This window comes from Comamonas avium (genome assembly GCF_014836675.1).
GTDB lineage: Bacteria > Pseudomonadota > Gammaproteobacteria > Burkholderiales > Burkholderiaceae_C > Comamonas > Comamonas avium.
The window spans coordinates 364,321-390,363 of sequence record NZ_JACSQK010000006.1 but is presented as its reverse complement, the minus strand read 5'-3'; the positions used below and the strand labels follow the sequence as shown (position 1 = coordinate 390,363).

22 protein-coding genes and 2 pseudogenes are annotated in these 26,043 nt (G+C 58.4%); 13 read left to right on the top strand and 11 right to left on the bottom strand.

Going from position 1 to position 26,043, the window contains the following annotated elements; translation table 11 throughout:
* Positions 1–105: 105 nt before the first annotated feature.
* Genes H9646_RS14275 through H9646_RS14265 form a run of 3 tightly spaced genes read right to left on the bottom strand, consistent with a single transcriptional unit; the run spans position 106 to position 4,358 of the window.
* Positions 106–1,047, bottom strand: a complete 942-nt coding sequence (locus tag H9646_RS14275; protein ID WP_191724028.1) for an ABC transporter permease — start codon at positions 1,045–1,047, stop codon at positions 106–108.
* 15 nt (positions 1,048–1,062) lie between these two features.
* Complete coding sequence (locus H9646_RS14270) at positions 1,063–2,730, bottom strand: TIGR04028 family ABC transporter substrate-binding protein (RefSeq protein WP_191724027.1); 1,668 nt, start codon at positions 2,728–2,730, stop codon at positions 1,063–1,065.
* An 11-nt stretch (positions 2,731–2,741) separates the two neighbouring features.
* Entirely contained in the window at positions 2,742–4,358 is a 1,617-nt protein-coding gene (locus tag H9646_RS14265; RefSeq protein ID WP_225214208.1) for a TIGR04028 family ABC transporter substrate-binding protein, read from the bottom strand.
* Positions 4,359–4,652: 294 nt separating this feature from the next.
* Here H9646_RS14265 and H9646_RS14260 point away from each other — a divergent pair, with 294 nt between their 5' ends.
* From H9646_RS14260 to H9646_RS14245, 4 genes are all read left to right on the top strand, one after another.
* Positions 4,653–5,465, top strand: coding sequence for a VOC family protein (locus tag H9646_RS14260; protein WP_191724025.1), 813 nt, complete (start codon positions 4,653–4,655; stop codon positions 5,463–5,465).
* Between the two features lie 80 nt (positions 5,466–5,545).
* Complete coding sequence (locus tag H9646_RS14255) at positions 5,546–6,373, top strand: MetQ/NlpA family ABC transporter substrate-binding protein (RefSeq protein ID WP_191724024.1); 828 nt, start codon at positions 5,546–5,548, stop codon at positions 6,371–6,373.
* A gap of 8 nt (positions 6,374–6,381) precedes the next feature.
* Positions 6,382–7,455, top strand: a complete 1,074-nt coding sequence (locus H9646_RS14250; RefSeq protein ID WP_191724023.1) for a methionine ABC transporter ATP-binding protein — start codon at positions 6,382–6,384, stop codon at positions 7,453–7,455.
* Complete coding sequence (locus H9646_RS14245; protein WP_191724022.1) at positions 7,439–8,092, top strand: methionine ABC transporter permease; 654 nt, start codon at positions 7,439–7,441, stop codon at positions 8,090–8,092. Before H9646_RS14250 ends, H9646_RS14245 begins: the two co-directional genes overlap by 17 nt.
* 68 nt (positions 8,093–8,160) lie before the next feature.
* On the opposite strand, the pseudogene H9646_RS14240 reads toward H9646_RS14245, so the two are convergent.
* The 4 genes and pseudogenes from H9646_RS14240 to H9646_RS14225 all read right to left on the bottom strand — a co-directional run.
* Positions 8,161–8,421: pseudogene (locus tag H9646_RS14240) on the bottom strand (TRAP transporter large permease subunit); the annotation flags it as partial.
* A gap of 180 nt (positions 8,422–8,601) precedes the next feature.
* On the bottom strand, positions 8,602–10,155 hold the full coding sequence (gene garD / locus H9646_RS14235) for a galactarate dehydratase (RefSeq protein ID WP_191724020.1): 1,554 nt from the start codon (positions 10,153–10,155) through the stop codon (positions 8,602–8,604).
* A gap of 106 nt (positions 10,156–10,261) precedes the next feature.
* Positions 10,262–11,263: a Bug family tripartite tricarboxylate transporter substrate binding protein gene (locus tag H9646_RS14230; RefSeq protein ID WP_191724019.1), complete on the bottom strand. Its 1,002-nt coding sequence runs from the start codon at positions 11,261–11,263 to the stop codon at positions 10,262–10,264.
* 53 nt (positions 11,264–11,316) lie between these two features.
* On the bottom strand, positions 11,317–12,612 hold the full coding sequence (locus H9646_RS14225) for a glucarate dehydratase family protein (RefSeq protein WP_191724018.1): 1,296 nt from the start codon (positions 12,610–12,612) through the stop codon (positions 11,317–11,319).
* A 185-nt stretch (positions 12,613–12,797) separates the two neighbouring features.
* Between H9646_RS14225 and H9646_RS14220 the strand changes: the two genes are divergently transcribed.
* The 8 genes from H9646_RS14220 to H9646_RS14185 all read left to right on the top strand — a co-directional run bounded on the left by H9646_RS14220 (position 12,798) and on the right by H9646_RS14185 (position 22,083).
* Positions 12,798–13,610, top strand: coding sequence for a FadR/GntR family transcriptional regulator (locus tag H9646_RS14220; RefSeq protein ID WP_191724017.1), 813 nt, complete (start codon positions 12,798–12,800; stop codon positions 13,608–13,610).
* Between the two features lie 327 nt (positions 13,611–13,937).
* Positions 13,938–14,915: a Bug family tripartite tricarboxylate transporter substrate binding protein gene (locus tag H9646_RS14215; RefSeq protein WP_191724016.1), complete on the top strand. Its 978-nt coding sequence runs from the start codon at positions 13,938–13,940 to the stop codon at positions 14,913–14,915.
* Positions 14,916–14,951: 36 nt separating this feature from the next.
* Entirely contained in the window at positions 14,952–15,863 is a 912-nt protein-coding gene (kdgD, locus tag H9646_RS14210) for a 5-dehydro-4-deoxyglucarate dehydratase (RefSeq protein ID WP_191724015.1), read from the top strand.
* Between the two features lie 54 nt (positions 15,864–15,917).
* Positions 15,918–16,877: a Bug family tripartite tricarboxylate transporter substrate binding protein gene (locus H9646_RS14205; protein WP_191724014.1), complete on the top strand. Its 960-nt coding sequence runs from the start codon at positions 15,918–15,920 to the stop codon at positions 16,875–16,877.
* 233 nt (positions 16,878–17,110) lie between these two features.
* Complete coding sequence (locus H9646_RS14200; protein ID WP_191724013.1) at positions 17,111–18,076, top strand: 2-hydroxyacid dehydrogenase; 966 nt, start codon at positions 17,111–17,113, stop codon at positions 18,074–18,076.
* 37 nt (positions 18,077–18,113) lie between these two features.
* On the top strand, positions 18,114–19,451 hold the full coding sequence (locus tag H9646_RS14195; RefSeq protein WP_191724012.1) for an enolase C-terminal domain-like protein: 1,338 nt from the start codon (positions 18,114–18,116) through the stop codon (positions 19,449–19,451).
* 50 nt (positions 19,452–19,501) lie between these two features.
* On the top strand, positions 19,502–20,602 hold the full coding sequence (locus H9646_RS14190; protein WP_191724011.1) for an SMP-30/gluconolactonase/LRE family protein: 1,101 nt from the start codon (positions 19,502–19,504) through the stop codon (positions 20,600–20,602).
* Between the two features lie 32 nt (positions 20,603–20,634).
* Positions 20,635–22,083: an aldehyde dehydrogenase family protein gene (locus H9646_RS14185; RefSeq protein ID WP_191724010.1), complete on the top strand. Its 1,449-nt coding sequence runs from the start codon at positions 20,635–20,637 to the stop codon at positions 22,081–22,083.
* Positions 22,084–22,291: 208 nt separating this feature from the next.
* Here H9646_RS14185 and H9646_RS14180 read toward each other — a convergent pair whose 3' ends face one another.
* Positions 22,292–22,702, bottom strand: coding sequence for a VOC family protein (locus H9646_RS14180; protein WP_191724009.1), 411 nt, complete (start codon positions 22,700–22,702; stop codon positions 22,292–22,294).
* A gap of 406 nt (positions 22,703–23,108) precedes the next feature.
* Here H9646_RS14180 and H9646_RS14175 point away from each other — a divergent pair.
* A pseudogene (locus H9646_RS14175) lies at positions 23,109–23,411 on the top strand (helix-turn-helix domain-containing protein); the annotation flags it as partial.
* Positions 23,412–23,555: 144 nt separating this feature from the next.
* Here H9646_RS14175 and H9646_RS14170 read toward each other — a convergent pair.
* From H9646_RS14170 to H9646_RS14160, 3 genes are read right to left on the bottom strand one after another with little or no spacing between them, the layout of a single operon-like run.
* Positions 23,556–24,809, bottom strand: a complete 1,254-nt coding sequence (locus H9646_RS14170) for a L,D-transpeptidase family protein (protein ID WP_191724008.1) — start codon at positions 24,807–24,809, stop codon at positions 23,556–23,558.
* Positions 24,810–24,852: 43 nt separating this feature from the next.
* The gene (locus tag H9646_RS14165; protein ID WP_191724007.1) at positions 24,853–25,521 is read right to left on the bottom strand and encodes a DsbA family protein; all 669 of its coding nucleotides are present in this window, start codon (positions 25,519–25,521) and stop codon (positions 24,853–24,855) included.
* Positions 25,518–25,937 carry a disulfide bond formation protein B gene (locus tag H9646_RS14160; RefSeq protein WP_225214205.1) on the bottom strand — a complete coding sequence of 140 codons (420 nt, stop codon included), beginning with the start codon at positions 25,935–25,937 and terminating at the stop codon, positions 25,518–25,520. Before H9646_RS14160 ends, H9646_RS14165 begins: the two co-directional genes overlap by 4 nt.
* Positions 25,938–26,043: the final 106 nt, after the last annotated feature.

Below are 26,043 nucleotides of genomic sequence, written 5' to 3'. Positions count from 1 at the left end.
GTTTGTACTTTCTCGACTTGCTGGAGTTGCTGATGGGCCTTGCCCTCAGTGACTGAAGACGCCTGTAGCACCAAATCTTCGTTGTGTGTGAATGCATTCATCGCATCAGCCTCCTACCGCATTGCGCAGCCGTGGATCCAGCCAGGGATAGAGCAGATCCACCATCAGATTGATCATCACAAAAGCCGTTGCCGACACCATCACCACGGCTTGCAGCACGGCGGTGTCTTGGTTGCCAACGGCCTGCTGGGTCAGACTGCCCAGACCGTTGAGACCGAACACGGCTTCGGTCACCACGGCACCCGCCAGCAACTCACCAAACAGCACACCAGCCATGGTCAGCACAGGCAGCAAGGCATTGGGAGCGGCATGACGCAGCAGCACATGCAACTGCGATGCCCCTTTGGCACGTGCCACAGCCACATAAGGCTGGGCCATGGCGGCATCCAGATTGCGCATCAAAATCTGCGCCAACGGTGCAGAAATAGGCACCGCCAGCGTCAGCGTTGGCAAGATCAAGCCTTGCCAGGGGCCAGGATTGATTACCGGCACCCACCCCAGCCGGAAGGACACCCACTGGATCAGCATGATGCCCAGCCAAAACACCGGTATGGACACAAACAGCGAAGGCAGCGACTGCAGCAATGCGCGCACACTTTGAACCCGCACCACACTGGCCGCCAAGGCCAGTGCCAGTGCCAGCAGCAAGGCGACGGCCAACCCCAAAGCCGCCAACCGCAAGGTTGGAGGCAAGTTGGTAATCAGCCCTTCACTGACGGGCACACCGGCCTGCAGCGAATACCCAAAATTTCCTGTCAGAAACTGGCCCAGCGTATGCAGGTACTGGCGCCAGGCGGGCTGATCCGTTCCGTAGGCGGCCTGTATCTCGGCAATCTGCTCTGGCCCCAAACCCAGATCAGGATTGAGAAACTTGATCAACACCGCATCGCCTGGCATCAACTGCAGCAACACAAACGACGTGGTGAACGCGGCCCACAACACCAGCAGAGCCTGACCGATGCGGCGTAAGAGATAGGTGTTCATCATGCGCAGGCCTCCGTCTCAGTGCTTGTCAAGCCAAGTGGCATAAAAACTGGGGCGGCCCACCGATTCAAAAGCCACATCCTTGACCCAAGGGGCGCCCGCAAAAACCTGGGGCTCCTCAAACAAAGGAATCACGTAGGCTTGATCCACCAGATAGTGCTGCACCTCACGCGTCAGCTCCAATCTTTGGGTGGTGACCGGTTCCCGGGCAATGGCATCCAACAAGCTGTTGAGCCGGTCGTCGACAAAATTGTTGACCTTCTGGCTCACACCGCCTTTTTGCAGCAACAGATTGCGGTTGGTCGGGTAATAGTTGCTCTTGATCACGTCCGGATCGGCGCGGCCTACCATGGCCGGAATCACGGGGGTTTTGAGCGGATCCAAACTGTCCAGCGTCTTGCTACCTGAGTCGCCCGCCAACACATTGAACCTGACACCCACCTGCGCCCATTGCTGGGCGATCAGTTGCAGCACTTCTTTGTTCTGCACATAGTTGAGCGACTCATAGGTTGACAGCACCAGAGGCTGGCCGTCCTTCTCGCGCACGCCACCGGGGCCGGGCTTCCAGCCCGCTTCATCCAGCAGCGCCCTGGCCTGTTCTGGGTCGAATTTCAGCTTGTCCGACAGATCCGCATAGCCCGCCGCCGTGGACACGATGACACCTGTGGCCTGCGGATAGTGCTCAGAGAACAGTGTCTGTACGATCTGCTGGGCATCAGTGGCGTGCAATAAGGCCTTGCGCACGCGGACATCAGCCACCAACGGGTTGTCAGGGCGGAAGGCCAGACTGTCGTTTATCCCCCGTGTCGATGAGGCATAGATGGGAAACTGCTTTGCCTGCACACGCTTTTCGTCATACGCCTGAATCTGGCGAATAAACCCCGCTTGCCCTGCCAGCAGCGCACCAATGCGCACACCGTCTTCGGGGGCCACCACAATCTGTATGCCATCCAGCCTTGCACGCCCCTGGTGCGCCAGTTTGATGGGCCCCCACGCATAGTCCTTGCGCGCAGCCAGATGCAGCTCTTTACCCAAGGTTTCGCGGGCTACCACAAATGGGCCAGAGCCAATAACCTTGGTTGCATCCCCCAACTCATCCAGCGGGTGAGCCAGTGTTGCAGGCGACACCAGGCCCGAGCCGATCACCGAAGTGGCTTGCAGAAAACCCGGCGAAGGCTGGCTGAAATAGAACTTGACGGTGTGTGCATCCACCACCTCACTGCGCTGGTAGTTGTTGATGACCTCGGATACCGAGTGCTTAAGCGCCTTGTTGCCCAGCCCGAAGGTGTCGAAGTTTTTGGCGACAGCGGCAGCATCCAGCGGGGTACCGTCCGAGAAAGTTACGCCTTCACGCAACTTGAAGCTGTATTCGGTGGCATCGTTGCTGATCGTCCATGCCTGGGCAATCCAGGGTTCAATCTCCAGGGTTTCAGGGTTCTGATAAGTCAGTTTGTCTGTGATCTGATTCAGAATGCCGCCGTTTGGATAAAAGCCCCCTGCTGGCGGATACAGGCTGGTGTGGGCCTGCTGCTCCAGATACACGAGCGTGCCACCCGGAATCGGCGCGCCGGCCTGCACTTGCGCATCTTCAGCAGCACCGCTCTTGGGCGAGCAGCCCGACAGCCACAGGCCAGTTGCCACAACCCCTGTTAACAGCCATGTGTGGCGGTATTTTTTGTACACCATGATTGAGGCCCTCAATGCTTGCTCAACCAGGTGGCGTAGAAGCTGGGGCGGCCCACGGATTCAAAACCAACGTCCTGCACCCAGGTGGCGCCAGCAAAGGCCTGTGGTTCTTCAAAAATCGGAATCACATAGGCCTGCGCAATCAGGTAACGCTGTACATCGCTGGTGAGCTGCAGGCGCTGGGCGGAATCGGTTTCGGCAGCAATTGCATCCAGCAAACCGTTGAGCTTGTCATCCACAAAGCTGTTGACCTTCTGGCTCACCCCCCCCTTTTGCAGCAGCGCATTGCGATTGCTGGGGTAAAAATAGCTCTTGATCACATCGGCGTCAGCACGGCCCACCATTCCGGGCGTTACCGGTGTCTTGGCCGGGTCTAGGCTATCCACAATGCGGCTGCCCGCATCACCAGCCAGCACATTCAGCTTGACACCCAGCTTGCCCCACTGCTGCGCCACCAATTGCAGGGTTTCTTTGTTCTGCGGCTGTGGCAAGGCCTCGTAGGCGGTCAGCACCAGATCTTGACCATCTTTCTGTCGCAGCCCTTGGTTGCCCAGCGTCCAGCCTGCTTCGTCCAGCAGACGCTGCGATTTTTCAGGGTCAAACTTCAGCTGTGCTGCCAGATCCACATAGCCCGCTGCTGATTGAGCCACCACCGATGTCGCCTGGGGGTAGTTCGCAGAAAACAGTGTCTGCACCACTTCGGCCGTATTTGTGCCGTGCAACAGCGCTTGGCGCACACGCAGATCTGCGACCAACGGGTTGTCAGGGCGGAACGCAATGCTGTTGTTCACACCGCGTGTGGAAGGCGCATAAATTTGAAATTTCTGGTCCTGCACACGCTTTTCGTCATACGCCTGCACTTGACGGATCAAACCAGCCTGCCCAGAGAGCAACGCTCCGATGCGCACGCTGTCCTCGGGGGTCACCACAAAGCGGATGCTGTCCAGACGCGCCCGCCCCTGGTGTGCATGTTTGCTTGGCCCCCAGTTGTAATCCGCCCGTGCCCTGAGCAGTAGTTCCTTGCCTAACGTTTCACGTTCCACGACAAAGGGGCCGGAGCCAATGATGCGGGTGGCGTCTCCCAACTCTTCAAAAGGTCGTGCCAAGGTGGCCAGAGACACCAGACCCGAACCAATCACCGACGTCCCTTGCAAGAAGCCAGGAGAAGGCTTGCTGAAGTAAAACTTGACGGTCAGCGGATCCAGCACCTCACTGCGCTCGTAGTTGTTGATGACTTCCGACACGGGCAACTTCAAAGCTTTGTTACCCAAGCCATAAGTGTCGAAATTCTTCGCAACGGCCGCTGCATCCAAGGGCGTACCGTCCGAGAAGCTCACGCCGCTGCGCAGCTTGAAAGTGAACTCGGTGGCGTTATCGTTAATCGACCAAGACTGTGCAATCCAAGGCTCAATTTCCAGCGTTTTCGGATCTTGGTAAGTCAGCTTGTCGGTGATTTGGTTGAGTACGCCGCCATTGGGATAAAAGCCGCCCGCTGGGGGATACAGGTTGGTGTGTGCCTGTTGCTCCAGATAGACCAGCTCACCGCCTTGCGCTGCACCGCCCTGCCGCCCTGCAGTCTCTGTAGCGCTTTGCTGGGTGCAACCGGCCATCCAAACCCCTGCGACCATGGCTACGAGCCACCAACCTTGACGTTTGCTTCTGCTTTGTTTCTGCACGAGACCATCCATCCTTCATGCCGTTGCGGCGCTGTAATGCAAGAACTGGGAAAGAGAAATCCCCCACCAGCTGCCATGAATGCAAGGAAGTTCACTCGCTTTTCTGAAGCGATGTTTTCGCAGTTAGATATGCGCGAAACAGATATGCGTGCAGTGATGCCGAGCGCATAAACAAACACATTTTTCGCATTTGTGCTCCGTGCCTGCAGACGCCATGCTGGCGTTTTCAGCAACCGGAGAAAAACCATGTCCTTGCCTTTGGACCACATCGTGATCGCTGTGAATGACTTGCAAAAAGCCATCAGCGACTACCGCCATCTTGGATTCACCGTCACGCCCGGTGGAGATCATCCCGGACGCGCCACACACAACGCGCTGGTTGTCTTTCACGACGGTGCCTACTTCGAGCTGATCGCGTGGAAAGCGCCAGAAGCACACCATCCGTGGTGGCCCAAGCTTCAACAATTTGGCCCTGGCATCGTGGATTTCGCTCTGCTGCCCAGCACCACGACAGAGACCGTGGCACAGGCGCTCTCTCGGGGTCTGGCTTACCAACCGCCTGTCAACGGCGGCCGCTTGCGCCCGGATGGCGTGGAGCTGCGGTGGCAAAACGCCCGCCCGATCACGGCTGATCTGCCATTTCTATGCGGAGACGTCACGCCACGTGCCCTGCGTGTGCCTGAGGGCGATGTCCGAAACCATGCAAATGGCGTCCATGGTGTGGCACAGCTGCGTATCGCGGTGCATGACCTGGCCGCATCGCTGAAACGCTACCAAGCTTTGCTAGGTTTAGACAGCGCTCCAGATCTTGTCGATGAGTTTGCCAGCCTGCACTTGGGCACTACGGTGCTGCAGCTTGAAACAGCCAAGGCCACCCCCGAAGCCGCAGCACAACTGGCACATCAGGGAGAAGGTCCGTTTGCAATTGGCCTTTACACCCCACATGCCGCTCAGCTACAAAAAGCCTCACTAGAACATAGCTACGGCGCTGCGATCACCTGGATACCCGCCGCTGGCACATCAACGCACGCGCTTCATGCAAACACCGCATTTGCATAGTTGAAAAGCTTTGTTGCCCCGCTCTGCGGGGCTTGAAATACTGGCGCCCTTACCTGCCTATCTTGATCGGAGCACCAGAAATGAATAAACGCGACTTTCTTCGTACATCCGCAGCATTTCTGCTGCCTGCAGCAGTGGTCAATCTTCCATCGCTCGCTTTGGCATCTGCTGCATCACCACCCGTGATTCGCGTGGGAGTGCGGGGCGGTGTGGATGAAGAGATTTGGGAAGTCGTCACCAAAGTGGCCAAAGAGAGCGGGTTGAACGTCAAAGCCGTAGTCCTCAGCGGGGCCATCAGCCCAAATGAGGGTGTACACAATGGTGATCTGGAAGTGAACTCCTTCCAGCACATTCCCTTCCTGCGCGATCAGAACCAGCAACGCGGCTATCAACTGGTTTCGGCAGGCGATACCTATATCTCACCGATCGCGTTTTATTCACGCAAATACAAACGTTTAAGTGACTTACCCGCAGGCGCTCGCGTTGGCATACCGAACGACCCAAGCAACCAGACGCGAGCCTTGGTGGTGCTGCGTGATCAGGGTGTATTGAACTTACGCGCTGATTTCGACCCCTTTACCAGCACAGCTTCACTAGCAGACATCACAGCTTTGCACCAAAAAATTGAACTGGTGGAAATAGCTTCGGTTGTCCTGGCACGATCATTGGATGACTTAGCGGCAGCGGCCATCGTCAACAGTTTTGCCTACCAAGCTGGCCTGGTTGCAACGCGCGACGGTATTGCCGTGGAGAAACGCGAGCGCAACCCTTATGTCAACATCATTGCTGTGCGCGCTGCAGACAAAGAAGCACCATGGACACGCCAGCTGGTCGCCGCTTACCAGTCTGAACCTGTGCGCCAGTTCATTCAGCAGAAATACCAAGGCTCGGTCATTCCAGCGTTCTGACTGACTGCATGACCACCCTCCCCCCTGCCGTGCAATTGGCACCGCACATTGTTTTTGACAACGTTGGTAAATCCTATGCAGGCCATAGCGGCCTGGTCGAAGCGCTGAGTGCCGTGAGCTTTGATATCCGCCATGGCGAAGTGTTCGGCATCATTGGTCGAAGTGGTGCCGGCAAATCCACACTGCTGCGAACCATCAACGCGCTGGAAACGCCGACATCCGGTCAAGTACAGGTGCACGGCATCAATCCGGCCAAGCTCGACGAAGAAGCGCTGGTCACGCTGCGCCGCCGCATTGGCATGATTTTTCAGCATTTCAATCTGCTCTCTGCCAAGACCGTGGCTGAGAACATTGCCCTGCCGCTGCGTGTGGCCGGCGAGCGCCCTGCACTCATCAAGCGTCGCGTAGACGAACTCTTGAACTTGGTCGGACTGACCGACAAAGCCAACGTCTACCCAGCACAGCTATCAGGTGGACAAAAACAGCGCGTCGGCATTGCGCGGGCATTGGTGCATGCCCCAGAGGTATTGTTGTGTGACGAAGCCACATCCGCGCTTGATCCAGAAACTACGCAATCCATCTTAACGCTGCTGCGCGATATCAACCGACAGTTGAAACTGACCGTCGTGCTGATCACGCATGACATGGGTGTGATACGCGCCATCTGTGATCGCGTTCTGGTTCTGGACCGTGGGCAGGTGCAAGAAGTCGGCAAAGTCTGGCGCGTCTTTGGCGCGCCACAAGCCAAAGCCACACAAGCGTTGCTGCGCCCTTTGCAGCAAGACCTGCCGCCCGATCTGGCACAGCAATTAATGAGCGCACCAACCGAACCGCTGGACCGAGCCGTGTTCAGTCTGCGCTTTGCTGGCTCCCGGCACGCACAAGGTTTGCCGTTGCAAGCCCTTGCCGCATTGGGCCCGCTGGTGACACTGTTGCACGGAGGTCTGGACCGACTGGACGGCCATGCACTGGGCCAGTTGCTGATTTCAGCGCCCGTAGCAAATCTGCCGTCCCTCGAAACATTGCACCATGCCACGGGTGCTGACCATCTGGAATTACTGGGTTATGTCCGCACCAATTGACAAATATTTGCAAGCTTTTGCCGAGACCTTGCTAATGGTGGCATCCGCCTCGCTGATTGCCATCAGTCTGGGGTTAGTGCTGGCTGTCGTGCTCACAGTCACGGGACCCCGCGGTTTGTATGCACGCCCGCACTTTTACAGGGGGCTGTCTATCACGGTCAATATTTTTCGTGCCATTCCTTTCATCATTTTGCTTGTGGCCTTGTTGCCCGTGACACGCAGCATCGTCGGCACCACGCTGGGTACTTGGGCAGCCGTCGTACCTCTGTCGGTGAACCTGATTCCGTTCTATGCACGCATTGCCCAAGTCAGCCTGAGCGACGTGGACCCCGGTCTGGTCGAAGCAGCGCGCGCCATGGGCTGCAAACGCTGGCATATCGTGCGCCACGTCCTGCTGCCAGAAGCACTCCCTGGCATCATCGGAGGCATGACAGTCAGCGTCATCGCCATCGTCAACGCATCGGCCATGGCGGGTGCAGTCGGCGCTGGAGGGTTGGGTGATCTGGCGATCCGCTATGGTTATGAACGCTACGAGACCAAGGTCATGTTCGAAGTCATCGTGATTTTGGTCGCACTGGTCTCTCTCGTGCAGTTTGCAGGCGAATTTTTGTCCCGCAAAGCCAACCACAGACATTGAGCCAACTATTGTGAAAATAAAAAAGCCCGGAACTTCCGGGCTTTTTTGATGCGCAAGCGCTGTGAATTGAAGCCAAACGCGTGTGGCAACGATGTTGATAGCGCAGGTACAAAAGTCAAAATCATCAGCATCAGCAGTTGCGCGACGATAAAGATGGGCAACTCTCGTGTCAGGGCAGCAACCGGTGTGCGCGTGGCAACGCCAGTCACAAACAGCAAGCCACCCACGGGTAGCGGGACCATAGCCATGGTCAGATTCACAATCACGATCATGGCAAAGTGCAGCGGGTCAATCCCCAAAACCGCAGAGATGGGTGCCAAGATGGGCATCTCCTGCTTCATCATCCAACGTGACTTGGAAGTACTGAACTACTCAGCGTTTGTGGGCAACAAGCGGCCTGCCCCTGTGATCTGATCAAGTCACAAGTGGGCTTACATCAAAAAACGCTGCCTCAACAGCGTTTTTTGCATAGTAAAAATCCATATCGGCTAACCAAGCAGCTGCCCGTTTCAGGTCACTGGCGCTGGATTGAACAGCACCAAGGCGTTGTGCAGTTTCCACTGCTCAGCCCAGGTTTTTTTCTTACCACTGGCCACATCCAGCATCAGTTGGAAAAGCTCCCAGCCCATGCCCTCAATCGTGGCGCAGCCTTCGGCAATCCTTCCGGCGTTGACGTCCATCAAGTCGTGCCAGCGGCGTGCCAGATCGGTGCGTGTCGCCACCTTGATCACAGGGCATGCGGCCAGTCCATAAGGAGTGCCACGGCCTGTAGTGAAAACGTGCAAGTTCATGCCTGCAGCCAGTTGCAAGGTGCCGCAGATAAAGTCAGACGCGGGCGTTGCGGCATAGGTCAGACCTTTTTGCTGCAACTTCTCGCCCGGTGCCAAAACGCCGGTGATGGGCGCAGATCCAGACTTGACGATCGAGCCCATGGCTTTTTCCACAATATTCGACAGCCCGCCTTTTTTGTTACCGGGGGTGGTGTTGGCACTGCGGTCCACGCGGCCCTTGTTCAGGTAGTTGTCGTACCAGGCCATCTCGCGGATCATTGCCTCGGCCACTTCGGGCGTAGATGCACGCGAGGTCAGTTGATCGATGCCATCGCGCACCTCGGTCACTTCCGAGAACATCACCGAAGCGCCGGCGCGCACCAGCAGGTCTGTGCAAAAGCCCACGGCAGGGTTGGCTGTGAAACCGCTGAACGCATCGCTGCCACCGCACTGCACGCCCACCACCAGCTCGCTAGCGGGTACGGTTTCGCGGCGGCGTGCGTTCAGCCGCTGCAGGTGTTGCTCCGCCTGGCGCAGGATGGATTCAACCATCGACATGAAACCCACATGGGCCTCGTCCTGCAAACAAACCACATCCAGCGCCGACTCGCGCTCGTCCACGATGGGAAAGCTACCCGGCGGCAGAAGGCGGTCAGGTTGCAGTTTCTCGCACCCCAGGCTGACCACCATGACTTCCCCGCCGAAATTCGGGTTCAGGCTGAGGTTGCGCACGGTTCGGATCGGAATCACGGCATCGGGTGCATCGATGGCCACGCCACAGCCATAGGTGTGGGCCAGTGCCACCACATCATCCACATTCGGGTACTTGGGCAGCAGCTCTGCCTTGATGCGTTGCACAGCGAAATCGGTCACACCAGCCACACATTGAACGGTCTGGGTGATCGCCAAAATATTGCGCGTACCAACCGAGCCGTCGGCATTGCGGTAGCCCTGAAAGGTGTAGCCCTCCAGCGGCGCCTGCACAGGCGGCTTGACTGTGGAAATGGGCAACCCTTCCAGCGAGCGTGCGTCGGGCATCTGCACCAGCTTTTCATGCACCCAGCTACCTGCCGGGATGGGTTTGAGTGCGTAGCCGATCACCACGTTGTAGCGGCGTATCACCCCGCCTTCAGGTATGTCCACCAGCGCAACCTTGTGCGCCTGTGGCACATGATCGACCAGAACCTGTCCACTGGACAACACCGTGCCGGCCGGCAGACCGCCGTCGTTGGCGATGATGGCTACGTTGTCGGCCGCATGCATGCTGATGGAAAAAGGGGTGGGGGTACTCATAGCGATCTCATCTCAGTTATCCGGGGTTCAGCACATACTGCCCTGCGCACCGGTGTCACCATCCTCATGGCAGTGGCACCGGCGTGCATGGCATGGCTTGGCTTGATCAGTCAGCCTTGATACCAGCCGCCTTGATCACCGCTGCCCACTTGGCCACTTCGGTTTTCTGAAACTCAGCCAGTTCAGCAGGCGTCATGCGTGAAGGCTGCATGCCAAAGCTCTTGAGCCGTGCCTGCACCTCAGGTGTGGCGATAACTTTCAAGATCTCGTCATGCAGGCGATCAACGATGGCTTTAGGGGTTCCAGCAGGTGCAAAAACGGCCTGCCAAGAACCCATGTCGAAGCCCTTTTCACCGGATTCTGCAACCGTGGGTACATCAGGCAGCGATTCCAAACGCTTAGAACTGGTCACAGCGATAGGACGCAGTTTGCCCGCCTGAATGTGCGGCCCAACCACCAATCCGGTGTCAAACATCATGTCGACCTGGCCACCCATCACATCCTGCACGGCTGGACCGCTGCCCTTGTAAGGCACATGGGTGAACTTCACGCCGGTTTGGTAAGCCAGCAACTCCAGCGCCATGTGGTTGGAGGTGCCACTGCCTGGAGAGGCCGAGGACAAGCCACCCACCGCAGCCTTGGCCTTGCTGCCAGCCAGCACTTCGGCCAAAGTCTTGTAAGGGCTGGACGCAGGCACGACCAGCACCAGTGGGCCGGAACCGATCATGGCAATCGGCGTGAAAGACTTAATCGGGTCGTAGTCCAGCTTGGAATACAGGCTCACATTGATGGCGTGCGAGCTGATGGTGCCACCCAGAATGGTGAAGCCGTCCGCTGGTGCGCGCGCCGCCAAAGCTGATCCCACGCTGCCACCAGCACCACCCTTGTTTTCAATGATGACCGACGTGCCCAGCGCCTTGTTCAGTGGCTGGGCAATCACGCGGGCCAGCGTATCGGTATTCCCTCCGGGTGGAAATGGCACGACATAGGTAATGGGTTTGCTTGTGGGCCAGCTGCTTTGGGCCATTGCAGAGGTGGTCACTACGGTTGCACCCAGCAACAAAGTGCTGGCGGCCAAGGTATGCTGAATCAGAGTACGGCGTTGCATGGTTGTTGTCTCCTGTTGAATAAAAGCGTCTTTTTGCGCTGTGGATGGTGGAATCAAAAGCGGGGTTGCTTGCCGGTAAAGGCCGGGTCGTACCTGCGCATCTGCCCCAGGTCGTCCCGGTTGCGGATACCGCAGTGCAAATAGTTGTCGTGCAAACGGGCGAGCGCCGTGCGGTCCAGCGTCACACCCAGACCTGGCGTGGTCGGCACACGCAAACTGCCTTGCTCAAACTGCAGGCGACCACCTTCGACCACCTCTTCGTCCTGCCAGGGGTAATGCGTATCGCAGGCATAGGTCAGCAACGGCACGCTGGCGCACAAATGGGTCATGGCCACCAGACTCACTCCCAAATGGGAGTTACTGTGCATGGACAGACCGAGATCAAAAGTGCGGCACAAGGTGGACAGGCGTTGCGTAGCGCGCAGACCACCCCAGTAGTGGTGGTCGCTGAGGACGATCTTCACGGGGCAGCCCATGTCGGCGTTGCGGCGAAACTCAGCAAAATCTGTCACCACCATGTTGGTGGCCAGCGGTATATCGCACTCGCGCGCCACAGCGGCCATGCCGTCCAGGCCCGGGGCCGGGTCTTCGTAGTACTCAAGCACACCCTTCAACTGCTGCACGATCTTCAGGCTGGTCTCTACCGTCCAGTTGCCATTGGGATCAATGCGCAGCGGTGTGCCGGGGAAGGCTTCGGCCAGTGCCAAAATGCCTGCGGCCTCTTGCTCGGGCGGCAGCGTACCGGCCTTGAGCTTGATGCTCTGAAAACCATACTGATCAATCATGCGCCGAGCCTGGGTCACGAGCTGGGCAGGCGTGAGCGCTTCACCCCAGGCGTCGGGCGCGTAGGGCTGGCCCACGTGCTCTGCGTACTTGTAGAACAGGTAAGACGAATAAGGCACCCGATCGCGCGCTGCACCGCCCAGCAGGTCAACAATGGGGGCCTGAGCCATCTGGCCTTGAAGATCCAGCATGGCCACTTCAAAGGCGCTGACCACCTTGGCCACGGTCTTGGATACATGGGTGCCAGGGGCCAACGACACCTGCTGGCCCAGAAACTCGGAGGCTGTGAGCTTAGGTGGTGTGACCAGTGCCGCGACACGGACCTCCATCTCGTTGAGCGCCCAGGGCGACAAGCCCACCAAGGCCGGTGCGGCCTTGGCCAGCGCATCTAGCATGGGCTGGTCGCCATAGCTTTCGTTGATACCGACCAGACCCGAGGCGGTCTCGATCTCGATGATGGAGCGCAAGGCCCAGGGCTCGTGAATTCCCGCAGCATTGAGCAGCGGCGGGTCACGGAAGGCGATGGGCGTGATGCGGATGTGACGGATCGCGTGGGAAGTACTCATCATGGACGATCAGAGAAAGGTATCGGGCACTGGCTTGTGTGTCAGCACTGAGTGCGTACCGGCGCCGTGTACAACCCCTTGGTCAGCCAGTGAGCGGCAAGGGGGAAAAACGGTGGTGACAAGGAGTGCTAGCATGGGCTTCAAGGTACGTTGTCATACAACATAAATCGATTATCATCATTCACATGCGCACCACGACATCGGAATTACCCCAAGCTCCCTCACTTTTTGTGCAGACAGATGGCGCCTCTTTGCGCAGCAAGGCTGGGCGTGGCAGCCGCAACTTGGCCAACTTGCTCTTTGAAGAGTTCAGCAACAAGATTCGACAAGGCCTTTTGAACAAGGGGGACAAGCTCCCCACCGAATCAGAACTGGTGCGCAGCTATGACGTTAGTCGCACCGTGGTGCGCGAGGCTTTGTCCAAGCTACAGGCCGCTGGTTTTGTTGAAACCCGCCACGGCATTGGCACTTTTATTCTCTCGACACAGCCCAGCAATCCAGGGCCCATGCTGAGCGACCGCGAACTGAGCGAATCGGTCGACGTTTTGGCCGTCCTGGAGCTGCGCATCAGTCTTGAGAGCGAAGCCGCAGGCCTGGCTGCGCATCGCCGCCAGCCGGCCCACCTACTCACCATGCGCGAAGCTCTGCAAGGGTTTGAGTACCACTTTGCACGCGGTGAAGACACGGCGACCCATGATTTAGCGTTTCATCTCAGCATTGCGCACGCCACAGGCAATCGCTACTTTCAAGACATCCTGACCCATTTCGGCAGCCTGCTGATTCCGCGCAATCGCATCACTTCCATTCACACTTCTGCGCGCGACCCGGACTATTTGCGCCGCGTCAACCGTGAGCACGAAGAGATCTTCTCGGCGATTGAGCGGCAAGACGCAGATTCAGCCCGCGCTGCCATGCGCATTCACCTGACGAATTCCCGCGAACGCCTGCGCTTGGCACAGCGTCTGAGCCAAATGCCTGCAGCGCCCGCCATTGACTGAGCGCCAAGAACCAAGCACAAGCAGCGCCGTCAAGCCAAACGGCCACCCCATGAAGGCAAGGCCCACCGAGAGCCATTCTTCATACCTCCAGCACACCTTGCTGCCAGAGCAATCTGATACCCACGCCCTGATTCGCCACACGTTATCAATAAAAAAATAGCTCTCTACGCCCTTCCCACAAGGGCTAGAGGCTTATTTCCTTTAAATCAGTCAAAAGACTGATTGCACATTTAGATGCAAGTTCAGCGTTTCCCCTAGGAGTTCAGAGATTGGATTCTTTGATCTCTAGTTGTATGATGACTGATCACAATAAGGAGACACTTCGTAATGATCCGACGCTCTCGCTTTCTGCGCTCTGTACTGGCACTGGCTGCCGGTAGCTTGTTGTCCACATCGTTGCTGGCAAGCGATGCATGGCCGAACAAACCCATCCGCTTGGTGGTGCCCTACCCACCGGGTGGCAGCTCTGACATCATTGCCCGCTCTATCGGCCAACTGATCTCGCAGGAACTCAAGCAGACGGTGATCATTGAAAACAAACCCGGCGCCAACGGCAATCTGGGTGCTGAATTCGTCGCCCGCTCCCAGCCTGATGGCTATACCTGGTTGCTGTGTGATCTGGGTGCCCTGGCCATTTCTCCTTCGGTCTATACCAAGCTCAGCTTTGATCCATCCAAGGACTTGCGCGGCGCTGGCATGCTGGCCTACTCCCCGCACATGCTGGTGGTGCACCCTTCTGTGCAGGCCAACAACCTCAAAGAGCTGGTTGAACTGTCCAAGAAGCAGGATTTGAACTTTGCCGTCACCGCTACCGGCAGCGCCCCGCATCTGGCAGGCGTAGAGCTGGCCCGCCTGACAGGCGCCAAATGGGTGTATGTGCCTTACAAGGGCGGTGTGCAGTCGGTGCAAGACACCGTCGCCGGTCAAACGCAGGTGCTGATGAACGGCATGCTGGCCACGTACCCCCACGTACAAAGCGGCAAGCTCAAGTTGCTGGGCATTTCCAAGAGCACGCGCATGCCTGTGATTGCCGATGTGCCCACCCTGGCTGAACAAGGCGCACAGGGCTTTGACTCTGGCACTTGGCAAGGCGTAGTACTGCCAGCCAAAACGCCTGAGGCCGTGGTGCAGCGCGTTCACCAGTCGCTGCTGCGAGCGATCCGCTCCCCCGAAGTGCGTGCACGCCTGACCGCTCAGGGCGCAGAAGTGGTCACGATGACCCCTGCTGAAACCGACAAATTCTTCAACGCTGAACGCGCCCGCTGGCGCACCGTGGTGCAAACCGGGAACTTGCAGCTGGATTGAGCTGCAGCCATTTTTTTTCTTTTTTCAAGGATGACCATGACCCCCCAATACCTCAAAGACGTGATGAGCTCCGGCTTGCTGTCCTTCCCCGTGACAGACTTTGACGCCCATGGCAATTTCAACGCCAAGTCGTACGCCGCCCGCCTCGAATGGCTGGCGCCCTACGGTGCCAGCGCACTGTTTGCTGCAGGTGGCACGGGCGAATACTTTTCGCTGTATGGCGACGAGTACGGCCAGATCATCAAGACCGCTGTAGACACCTGTCGTGGCAAAGTGCCGATCATTGCGGGTGCTGGTGGCCCCACCCGCACCGCCATCGCGCATGCCCAAGAAGCTGAGCGCCTGGGTGCCCACGGCATTTTGCTGCTGCCCCACTACCTGACCGAAGCCGGCCAAGAAGGCCTGATTGCCCACGTCGAGCAGGTGTGCAAGAGCGTGAAGTTTGGCGTCATCGTCTACAACCGTGACCGCAGCCGCTTCACCCCTGAATCGCTGGCCATCCTGGCCGAGCGCTGCCCTAACCTGGTGGGTTTCAAGGACGGCTTGGGCAACATCGAGACCATGTCCTCCATCTTCATGAAGATGGGTGACCGCTTCGCCTACCTGGGTGGCCTGCCCACCGCTGAAGTCTATGCCGCTGCCTACAAGGCTTTGGGCACACCGGTGTACTCCTCGGCTGTCTTCAACTTCATCCCCAAGACGGCGATGGATTTTTACGAAGCTGTGCGCACCGATGACCAAGCCACGCAGCACAGGTTGCTCAAGGACTTCTTCATGCCTTACCTGAATATCCGCAACCGCGTTGAAGGCTACGGCGTCAGCATCATCAAAGCCGGCGCCAAGATCGTGGGTCACGACGCCGGGCCCGTGCGTGCCCCGCTGTCGGACCTCAAGCCTTCGGAAGTCGAAGAACTCAAGGCCCTGATCGACAAGCTCGGCCCCCAGTAAGCCGAGCCCAGCAGGCGCCGTTGCCGGTGCCTGCTGGTTCAAGGAGACAAATACATGAAAAAAATACTGCTCGCACTGGCTGCCACACTCGCACTCACGGCGCAGGCTTCTGGTAATTTCCCCGAAAAAGCTGTCAATGTGATCGTGCCCTTTCCGGCTGGTGGCTCCACCGACATGGTGGCACGTGCCATAGCCCTGAGCATGGGCGAGCAGCTGGGCAAGTCCTTTGTGGTGGAAAACCGCCCCGGTGCCACAGGCACCATCGGTGCAGGCGCGGTCAAGCGTGCGCCCGCCGACGGTTACACACTGCTGGTTGCCTCCTTGGGGCCCTTTGTAGTTACCCCGCATTTGGTCAAAAGCGTCCCCTATGACGCGACCAAGGATTTCGACTACATCACTATTCCCGTGCAGGCGCCCAATGTGCTAGTAGCCAGCACTGCACAAAAAGCGCGCACCACGGCAGAAGTCATTGCCGCGCTCAAAGCCTACCCCGGCAAGATCAGCTTCGCCAGCTCAGGCAATGGTTCTTCAGACCACCTGTCGGCAGAGTTGTTCTGGCAGCAAACGGGCACCGAGGCCATGCACATTCCTTACAAGGGCGGCGCTCCGGCCATCACTGATTTGTTAGGCGGTCAGGTCGATTTTTCCTTCCAGAACGTCAACGCCGTACTCCCCCACCTGCGCAGCGGCAAGCTGCACGCCATCGCAGTCACCGGCACACAGCGCTCGCCTGTGCTGCCCGATGTGCCCACGCTGGCCGAGTCAGGCGTCAAAGGTGCCGAGGTCTACTCCTGGCAAGGCATGGCCGCCCCCAAGGGCTTACCGGCTGACGTGAAGGCCAAGCTGGCCAAGGCTGCCATCGCCGCCGTACAGCAGCCCGACATTCGCAAGCGTTTTCTGGAACAAGGCCTTGAAATCGTCGCAAACACGCCCGAAGAGTTCACACGCTTTCAAGCACAAGAGAGCGAACGCTGGAAACAACTGATCCAGACCCGAAGGATCACCGCAGATTGAAATGAGGCTGGCGTTGGGACTTCGCTCTTTCGTGCAACAAACGAAGAGGCAACTTCCAAGGCACGCCTTTTCTCTAGACCTTTGCGCTGTGTTTCAACCCACTGATTTGACGCTGAATACAGCGGATAACGGAGATAAAACTGTGGACTGGCCTCTGGCCATCTTCACAGGCCTGTTTTGCAGGCCTTTTGCAACGGGGCCGCGTGCCCCGCAAGATTCAAGGATTTCCCGGTATGACGCTCTCCCGACCACGCGTTCTTCAATACGGCAAGATGCCGCTGAGCCAGCTTGACGCCGAACTGGCCCAAGCCTACGACGTGCATATCCTTTCGCAGCAGGCCGACCCCCAGCGTTTCCTGGCCGAGCACGGCGCACAGTTCGAATACGTGGTCACCTCGGCGGCCATGGGCCTGCCCGCCCATGTGGTCGACGCCCTCCCCAACCTCAAGTTTGTCAGCAGTTTTGGTGTGGGTTTCGACGCTTTGGACAAAGACGCCCTGCTGCACCGTGGCGCCCGCGTAGGCTACACGCCCGGCGTACTTGACGACTGCGTAGCCGACCTGGCTTTTGCCCTGCTGCTGGACGCAACGCGCGGCCTCAGCGAATCTGACCGCTTCGTGCGCCGTGGCAACTGGAGCCAGGGCCGTTTTGGCATCCGCACCCGGGCCAGCGGCAAGCGCCTGGGCATCTTCGGCATGGGCCGCATTGGCTCCACCGTGGCGCGCCGCGCCTCGGGTTTCGACATGGAAGTGGCCTACCACAACCGCCGTCCCGTCGAAGGCTCGCCTCACCAGTACCAGCCCTCGCTGCTGGAGCTGGCGGGCTGGGCCGACATCCTGGTCATCACCGCTGCCGGCGGCGAAGGCACGCGTCACCTGGTGAACGCCGAAGTGCTGGCGGCCCTGGGCCCGCAGGGCTTCCTGGTCAATGTGGCGCGCGGCAGTGTGGTGGACGAAGCCGCCCTGGCCGATGCACTGACCAACCATCGCATCGCCGGTGCCGGGCTTGACGTGTTCGAGGACGAGCCCCGTCCCCTGCCAGCGCTGCTGGCCCTGGACAACGTGGTGCTGGCCCCCCACATCGCCAGCGGCACCCACGAAACCCGCCGCGCCATGGCCGACCTGGTGCTACATAACCTGCAGCAGTACATCACCACAGGCCGCCCTGCGGCCGAGGTGCCCTGGTCCGCAGCGCAGTGATTTCCTTTTTCCTCCGAATCTGTTGAAAAGCCTTCCCATGTCCACTACTCCGACCATCAACGCCATTGAAGTCATTCCCGTCGCCGGCCGCGACGGCATGCTGATGAACCTCAGCGGCGCGCACGCGCCCTACTTCACCCGCAACATTGTGCTGGTGCACGACAGCGCGGGCCACACGGGGGTGGGTGAGGTTCCGGGCGGGGAAGGCATTCGCCAGGCTCTGGAGGACAGCAGGCACGTGCTGATCGGCCGCTCTGTCGGCCAGCACCTGCAATTGCTGCAGGAAGTGCAAAAGTCGCTGGAAGGCCGCGATACCGGTGGCCGCGGCCTGCAGACCTTTGACCTGCGCATCGGTGTGCACGCCGTGACTGCCATCGAATCCGCCTTGCTGGATCTGCTGGGCCAGCATCTGGGCGTACCTGTGGCGGCCCTGCTGGGCGAGGGCCAGCAGCGCGATCGCGTGGAAATGCTGGGCTATCTGTTCTTTGTGGGCCCCTCGGACAAGACCGGCCTGGACTACGTCAAGCCCGGCCAAGACAAGCTGGGCTCGGACGACTGGACCCAGGTGCGCCACATGACAGCCATGACGCCCGAGACCATCGTGCGCCAGGCCGAAGCCGCCTACGCACGCTACGGCTTCAATGATTTCAAGCTCAAAGGCGGCGTGCTGGCCGGCGAACAGGAAGTTCAAGCCGTGACGGCCCTGGCCCAGCGCTTCCCTGAAGCCCGCGTCACGCTGGACCCCAACGGGGGCTGGTTGCTCAAGGATGCCATCCGCCTGATGCGCGACATGCGCGGTGTACTGGCCTATGCAGAAGACCCCTGTGGCGCCGAAGGCGGTTTCTCGGGCCGTGAAGTCATGGCGGAATTTCGCCGCTCCACCGGCCTGCCCACAGCCACCAACATGGTCGCCACCGACTGGCGCCAGATGGTGCATGCCCTGTCGTTGCAATCCGTAGATATCCCCCTGGCCGACCCACATTTCTGGACCATGGCTGGCTCGGTGCGCGTGGGTCAGACCTGCCGCGACTGGGGCCTGACCTGGGGCTCGCACTCCAACAACCACTTCGACATCTCGCTGGCCATGTTCACCCACGTCGCCGCCGCCGTTCCCGGCAAGGTTACGGCCATCGACACGCACTGGATCTGGCAGGACGGCCAATACCTCACCCAGAACCCGTTGCAGATCCAAGGTGGCTTCGTCGAAGTACCCAAGACCCCGGGCCTGGGCGTCACCGTGGACCGCGCCGCGCTGCAGCGCGCTAACGCGCTGTACCAAGAACACGGCCTGGGTGCACGCGACGATGCGATCGCCATGCAACACCTGATCCCCGGTTGGAAGTTCGACAACAAACGCCCTTGCATGGTGCGCTAAGACTGCTGTCCGATGCCAGCCACTCCAACCTCCACCACAGGAAATCAGCTATGAACCAGACCATCAGCCGCCGTCGCTTGCTTGAAGGTGCCGGCGTTTCTGCATTGAGCGCACTGGGTGCAGCAGCGGGGGCGCAATCCTTCGACTTCAGACCGAATCAACGCTACCCCGACCCGGCTGTCTACCTACTGGATCCAAGTTTTGCCAAATACCGTATTTACAGCAGTACCGTCGAACAACTCGGCACAGGGATGCGCTGGGCAGAAGGGCCTGCTTACTTCCCTGAAACAGACATCCTGATTCTGTCGGACATCCCCAACAACCGTTTGATGCGTTACGAGGAAAAAACGGGACGCTTCCTGGTGCACAAAGAAGGGGCGAACTACGCGAATGGCAACACCCGTGACCGCCAAGGCCGACTGGTGACCTGCGAGCATTCCATTACGCGCCGCGTGGTTCGCACAGAAAAAAATGGCAGCACCACCGTCTTGGCAGATCGCTTTGAAGGCAAACGCCTGAACGCGCCCAATGATGTAGTTGTCAAGTCGGACGACAGCATCTGGTTTACTGATCCGCTGTTCGGCATCAACGGGGAGTGGGAAGGCTCTCGTGCCTCCCCTGAACAGGCAAGCACGAACGTCTACCGTATCGACAAGGACGGCAGCATCACCGCAGTCGTCACAGACATCGTCAACCCCAACGGTCTGGCCTTTTCGCCGGATGAGAAAAAGCTCTTTGTGGTTGAGTGGAAAGGCACGCCCAACCGCAGCATCTGGAGCTACGACGTATCCCCAGATGGACGCCAGCTGTCCAACAAAGTCAAGCTGATCGATGCAGACGGCCCAGGCGCGCTGGATGGTTTTTGCGTGGATCGCGATGGCAATCTGTGGTGCGGCTGGGGCTATTCTGGCGCGGTTGCCCTGGAAGCCTCCGACATTGGCGGTGGCATGAAAGCTCACTTGCCGTTAGGTCGATCCGAAGAGATGGATGGCGTCAAGGTCTTCAATGCACAAGGCAAGCCCATTGGTTTCATTCGCTTGCCAGAACGCTGTGCCAATCTGACTTTTGGCGGCCCCAAACTCAACCGGCTCTACATGGCCAGTAGCCATTCTCTCTATGCGCTTTACGTCGAAGCACATGGCTCCGTGTGAAACACATCACTCTCAATCAAGAAATTCCAGCTATGCAACAACATAACAACCTCATCAACGGCCAATGGACTGCAGGCCAGACCGTTGCTCCCAACATCAATCCCAGCGACCTGTCCGACGTGATCGGTGAGTACGCCCAAGGCAATGCTGCAGACGTTGACACCGCCGTCGCTGCAGCCGCGGCGGCCTTCCCGGCCTGGAGCACATCGGGCATTCAGGCACGCTCCGATGCACTGGACAAAATCGGCACTGAAATTCTGGCACGCAAAGAAGAGTTGGGTGATCTGCTGGCGCGTGAAGAAGGCAAGACCCGCGCTGAAGGTATTGGTGAAGTGGCCCGTGCAGGGCAGATATTCAAGTTCTTTGCGGGCGAATGTCTGCGCCTGTCCGGCGAGACCCTGCCTTCTGTGCGTCCCGGCATCGGTGTTGAAATCACACGCGAACCCATCGGCGTGGTCGGTTTGATTACACCGTGGAACTTCCCCATCGCCATCCCTGCCTGGAAGATTGCCCCCGCTTTGGCGTTTGGCAATTGCGTGGTGTTGAAACCTGCCGATCTGGTACCCGGCAGCGCTTGGGCGCTGGCTGACATCATTCACCGCAGCGGTATTCCCGCCGGTGTCTTTAACCTGGTGATGGGCCCTGGCCGCGTGATTGGTGAGGCCTTGGTACAGCACCCTGGCATTGCGGCCATCAGCTTCACCGGCTCGGTAGGCGTGGGCCGTGGCATTGCCGCAGCCTGTGCGCAAAATGGCAAAAAAGTCCAACTGGAGATGGGTGGTAAAAACCCACAAGTGGTGCTCGATGATGCCGACCTGACCCAGGCGGTTGAGCTGTCGGCGCAAAGCTGCTTTTACTCCACCGGTCAGCGTTGCACGGCATCCAGCCGCCTGATCGTGACCGACAAAATTTATCCCGCGTTCATCGAAGCACTGCAAGCGCGCATGGCCAAAATCAAGGTGGGTGATGCGCGCGCTGCGGGCACCGACATCGGCCCTGTGGTCAGCCAAACCCAGCTGGAACAAGACTTGAGCTACGTGGAAATCGCCAAGGCCGAAGGTGCGGTGCTGGCAGCAGGTGGTGGCCGCGTGGCATGCCACACCGGCAGCGGCAAGGAAGGTTTTTACATGCAGCCCGCGCTGCTGGTGGACTCCACAGCAGGCATGCGCATCAACCGCGAAGAAGTGTTTGGCCCTGTGGCCAGCGTGATCCGCGTGCGTGACTATGAAGAAGCTTTGTTGGTGGCCAATGACACAGAATTTGGCCTGTCTGCAGGCATTGCTACCACCAGCCTCAAATACGCCACCCACTTCAAGCGCCACAGCCAAGCAGGCATGGTGATGGTGAATCTGCCCACCGCAGGCGTGGACTACCACGTTCCATTTGGTGGCCGCAAAGGTTCGAGCTACGGCCCCCGCGAGCAAGGCCGCTATGCGCAAGAGTTCTACACAACGGTCAAGACAGCCTACACCTTGGCTTAAACCACAAGGAACTTCTCTTTTGACCGGGCCTTGTGCCCGGTTTTTTTATGTACTGCGCTACATGGCGAAGCGCAAAGCACGGCTGAGGAGTGCTGGTGGTGCACACCCTCTGCATCGCGCGTTAGCCCGCAGTGGATGCAACCACAGATGTCGCCTCTTACAAAGACATCTGGTTCTCTGGCGTGCGTGGATGCAGCTGTGACAGGTGTCAGCCCTGGGGCATCTGGCTCATGTCCATGAACATGATTTCCCAGATGTGACCATCCACGTCCTCGAAGCTGCGGCCATACATGAAGCCGTGGTCTTGCACAGGGTTGACGTCCGCTTTGCCGCCGTGAGCCGATGCAGTCTCAACCATGGCGTCGACGGCCGCACGATCTTCGGCGCTTAGGCAGAGCATGACTTCGCTTGCAGCATGGGCGTCGACGATAGGCTTTGGGGTAAACGTGGCCCACCTCGGATGGGTGAGCAGCATCACGTAGATGGTGTCGGAGACGACCATGCAGGCGACGGTGTCATCGCTAAATTGCGGGTTGTTGACAGCGCCGATTGCCTCATAGAAAGACCTGGCCTTGTGCAGATCTGCGACGGGCAGGTTGACGAAAATTTGTTTGGGCATTTGAGACTTTCAAGGTCTGTGCTGTGAGGCATTCTCAGGTCGTTGGCGAGAGGCGTCAACAGCTTGCCCAGACTCTGCATGGTGGATGTGAGCCCGATAAAGGTAACGCTCTCAGCATCAGCCGGCTGACAGTACGCTGGTGGCTTCGGTCTGTGTCGCGACTACCAGAAGGATTCAATGAATGAACACCTAAAAGGTGAAATCTGACAATTACCCAACAAACTGCATCCATCTCAAACGACCAAAAGAGTGGGCACGAAATTTAGTTGCAACTCATCCACGTGGCCCATGGCGAACACCGAAGATGAAAGCATGTTTTGGATCGATTCTCGACTGTCGCAGATCGACTGTGGATTCAACTGATCAATGCAACACAATGCCCGCCACTTGCGAAAGGAGTGTTTGCATGAAGCAAAGACCACCGATCTACTACACAGCAGGCCAGAAGGCATTAATGTGGGACCGCTGGAAAGCTGGCGATACCCTGCATGAGATCGGCAAGCTGTTTGACCGTCCACACACATCCATTCAGAACATACTGAGTGATGCATGCGGCATTAGGTCGCCGGATAGATATCGCTCTCGCTTGGTCTTGTCGATGGCCGAGCATGAAGAAATCTCCAGAGCACTGGCAGCAGGCGAATCCATTCGCTGCGTTGCCAAGCAACTAAAACAGGCTGCATCGACCATCAGTCGAGAGCTTGGTAGATGCAGCTCAGCTGCGTTGCCATGCAGCACCAGGTTCTGAGAGAGCATGTACTGGCACTGCTGGCGTGTGAAGGTATGGCCCATACGCAGCGAAGGCCCGGAGAAACCACCTATGGATAGTGCGGGCGCTGTAAGTTTGGTTATTTCAGACCATTCCATCAAAAAACAAGCGCCAGTGCCCATCGTCTTGAGACCAGTATTGGCGCCGGTCAATGCTGCGCGCCCGGGAGGATGCAGACACAGTCGTGTAGTTGACGATTGCCACATCGCCTTGGTGCTTCCAGCGAAAGACGGAGACATTGCGCCACTGTGCCTGTGCCTGTGCCTGTGCACGGACCTCTTTAATGCCCGTCTGAGCTGCGGCCGTGGCCGACGCTTGGCGCGGCGCTGGCTGTGTTGTGCGTGCGTTGTAGTCAGGCGTCTGCAGTGCGCTTAAGGTGTCAATATCGCCACGTGCGTGCGCTTGACGCCAGGTAGAAAGAACCGCGTCCAACGCATTGCGCTCGGTGGCTTGCTCATCGGGGTGTACCCAATGCAATTCATTAGCAATGATGACAGGCGTGCGCCGCAATTGCAGCGTATGCATCAGGTAGGCCATATCGTCGTTGGCAAGGGCGACGCAGCCTTCGGTTGAGTAAGGGCTGCGCGCATAGCCTGTCCGAGGTACGCCATGTAACCATATTCCACTGCCAGTACGGCCTAAGCGCCGATCATGCTCATTGGGATAGTTCAGTGGCAGTGCCCCGATGCCATAGATCTCCTGCAGCTGTATTTCTTCCAGACGGCTGGTTATGAAGTAGACCCCAAGAGGGGTACGCAGATCGCCTTCAACCTGTTTGTCAAAACCACCTTGACCAATGGATGCGTAGAAGCTGCGGATGAGTTCAAGCCCGGCACTTGTGTTCATGAACACATAGACGCGTGAGTGGCTGGCATCCACAGCGATGAGGTGGCGCACGTTGGAGGCAAGGCGCACAAGTTGCCGCGGAATTAAGCCGGGCTCTGGTGTTTCACGCAGCCATTGCAAGCGACGCCATGCTTCTTCATGCAGCAGCTGCAGTGATTTGCCGTGGGTCGGCGTGATGTCTGCTGCGGAGGAAAAACCATTCAATTTTCCACTGCGCGTCAGCAGCAGGTCACCATATACCAGCTGCCCCAATTGAAAGCGAGGCATGTCACGGACAAGTGCATGGGCCAGATCCAGCGAGGCAGAGTCTCCCGCAGCAATAGCACGATAGATGCCAATCAACCGTGCCTCGGGCGAATCGCGCTGCACACCACTGAGTAATGCGCCAGCAAAGGATGCATCTGAAGCGCCAGCGTTGACCTGCCGAAGCGGCAAGCCAAGGCCTGCGCCAGCCAGCAGTGCCTGAGCCAAGAACTTTCGACGATTTGGCAAAGCGTTCTCACAAGGAGTTGCTGAGATGCCGTGTGGCCTCAAATCACTTCCCCGGCATCGCTCTTGCTTGTGCGACCGCGTCGGCCACCAGATCCCGCAACTGGGCTTCACCAAAACTTGGCAGAGCCCGGCCATTGACAAAAAAGCTGGGCGTTTTGGTGATTTGGAGTGCCACGAGGTCTTCAACATCGAGCTTGAGCACCGCCTGCACGTCAGCGCGCTGCGCGTCCAGTTTGGCTTTCTCAATATTCAAGCCCGCACGCTGTGCTTGTTGCTCGGCCAGATCAATGCGGGGCTGACCGTGGTCGGCCCACTGCGGCTGGCTGGCCAGCAAGGCTTCCAGCACTGGCTGGTATTTATCTTGAAGCCTGGCCGTTTCAAGCATCTGAATCACCTGATCGGAGCCAGCGTGAAAAGGCGCGTAACGAATGACCAGACGCACTTCTTGCGGGTACTGCCGGAGAATGTCTTTGACGATGGGGTAGAAGGCGCGGCAAGTTTCGCAGGCAGGGTCAAAGAACTCAACGATGGTCACTGGCGCTGATGCAGGACCAAACGCTGGAGCATGCGGACGTACCAGGCGGTCGGCTTGCTGCTCAGCAGCTTGTGTCTGCGCTTTCTTTACGCTTTGCTGGTACGACCAGATGCCCAGACCAAACAAGGCAAGAATGAGCAGTGCAAGCAGGGATACAGCGAATTTTCTGCGGTTCATCGGGCGGTCTTTCTTAGATAAGTAAAGAGAAGAAGTACAAGTACGGTGAATGCGGCAAGCGAAAGCCAGGGGATCTGAACTGCGCCGTTAAACAGATCGAGCCGCTGATTGGCACATGAAACGCCGCTGCCGCAAGGTGTCCATGTTCTGGGTATCCAGCCCGCCACCAGCAGCGTGTGATACGCGGCAAGGCACAGCCCGCCCAGAGCAAGCCAGAGGGCATAAATCGCACCTTGTCGGTCATTGAGATAGGCGGCAATGCCCAGCACGATGGCGATGGGAAACATGAAGATGCGCTGGTACCAGCACAGCACGCAAGGCGTCATTCCCATGACTTCGCCTAAGAACATGGCCCCCAAAGTTGCCACAGTGGCCAGCAGCCATGCAAGCATCAACAGTGTCCAGTGGCGGTTCATTGGCGCCCCCCATGTTCAGTGGTTGAGAGCGACAGCATCAGGGCTTGCATGAGTGCGCCGAGCACAGGCAATGCGCGGCAGGCAAGCACCTGCCGGAGTAAAGAAA

What these genes read in the sequence shown, in the direction of transcription:
- H9646_RS14255 (WP_191724024.1), top strand. Translation starts at nt 5,546, where the DNA reads ATGAATAAACGCGACTTTCTTCGTACATCCGCAGCATTTCTGCTGCCT.
- kdgD (WP_191724015.1), top strand. Translation starts at nt 14,952, where the DNA reads ATGACCCCCCAATACCTCAAAGACGTGATGAGCTCCGGCTTGCTGTCC.
- H9646_RS14160 (WP_225214205.1), bottom strand. Translation starts at nt 25,937, where the DNA reads ATGAACCGCCACTGGACACTGTTGATGCTTGCATGGCTGCTGGCCACT.
- H9646_RS14230 (WP_191724019.1), bottom strand. Translation starts at nt 11,263, where the DNA reads ATGCAACGCCGTACTCTGATTCAGCATACCTTGGCCGCCAGCACTTTG.
- H9646_RS14185 (WP_191724010.1), top strand. Translation starts at nt 20,635, where the DNA reads ATGCAACAACATAACAACCTCATCAACGGCCAATGGACTGCAGGCCAG.
- H9646_RS14260 (WP_191724025.1), top strand. Translation starts at nt 4,653, where the DNA reads ATGTCCTTGCCTTTGGACCACATCGTGATCGCTGTGAATGACTTGCAA.
- H9646_RS14225 (WP_191724018.1), bottom strand. Translation starts at nt 12,612, where the DNA reads ATGAGTACTTCCCACGCGATCCGTCACATCCGCATCACGCCCATCGCC.
- H9646_RS14190 (WP_191724011.1), top strand. Translation starts at nt 19,502, where the DNA reads ATGAACCAGACCATCAGCCGCCGTCGCTTGCTTGAAGGTGCCGGCGTT.
- H9646_RS14215 (WP_191724016.1), top strand. Translation starts at nt 13,938, where the DNA reads ATGATCCGACGCTCTCGCTTTCTGCGCTCTGTACTGGCACTGGCTGCC.
- H9646_RS14245 (WP_191724022.1), top strand. Translation starts at nt 7,439, where the DNA reads ATGTCCGCACCAATTGACAAATATTTGCAAGCTTTTGCCGAGACCTTG.
- H9646_RS14165 (WP_191724007.1), bottom strand. Translation starts at nt 25,521, where the DNA reads ATGAACCGCAGAAAATTCGCTGTATCCCTGCTTGCACTGCTCATTCTT.
- H9646_RS14205 (WP_191724014.1), top strand. Translation starts at nt 15,918, where the DNA reads ATGAAAAAAATACTGCTCGCACTGGCTGCCACACTCGCACTCACGGCG.
- H9646_RS14200 (WP_191724013.1), top strand. Translation starts at nt 17,111, where the DNA reads ATGACGCTCTCCCGACCACGCGTTCTTCAATACGGCAAGATGCCGCTG.
- H9646_RS14270 (WP_191724027.1), bottom strand. Translation starts at nt 2,730, where the DNA reads ATGGTGTACAAAAAATACCGCCACACATGGCTGTTAACAGGGGTTGTG.
- H9646_RS14195 (WP_191724012.1), top strand. Translation starts at nt 18,114, where the DNA reads ATGTCCACTACTCCGACCATCAACGCCATTGAAGTCATTCCCGTCGCC.
- H9646_RS14220 (WP_191724017.1), top strand. Translation starts at nt 12,798, where the DNA reads ATGCGCACCACGACATCGGAATTACCCCAAGCTCCCTCACTTTTTGTG.
- H9646_RS14265 (WP_225214208.1), bottom strand. Translation starts at nt 4,358, where the DNA reads ATGGTCGCAGGGGTTTGGATGGCCGGTTGCACCCAGCAAAGCGCTACA.
- H9646_RS14180 (WP_191724009.1), bottom strand. Translation starts at nt 22,702, where the DNA reads ATGCCCAAACAAATTTTCGTCAACCTGCCCGTCGCAGATCTGCACAAG.
- H9646_RS14250 (WP_191724023.1), top strand. Translation starts at nt 6,382, where the DNA reads ATGACCACCCTCCCCCCTGCCGTGCAATTGGCACCGCACATTGTTTTT.
- H9646_RS14275 (WP_191724028.1), bottom strand. Translation starts at nt 1,047, where the DNA reads ATGATGAACACCTATCTCTTACGCCGCATCGGTCAGGCTCTGCTGGTG.
- garD (WP_191724020.1), bottom strand. Translation starts at nt 10,155, where the DNA reads ATGAGTACCCCCACCCCTTTTTCCATCAGCATGCATGCGGCCGACAAC.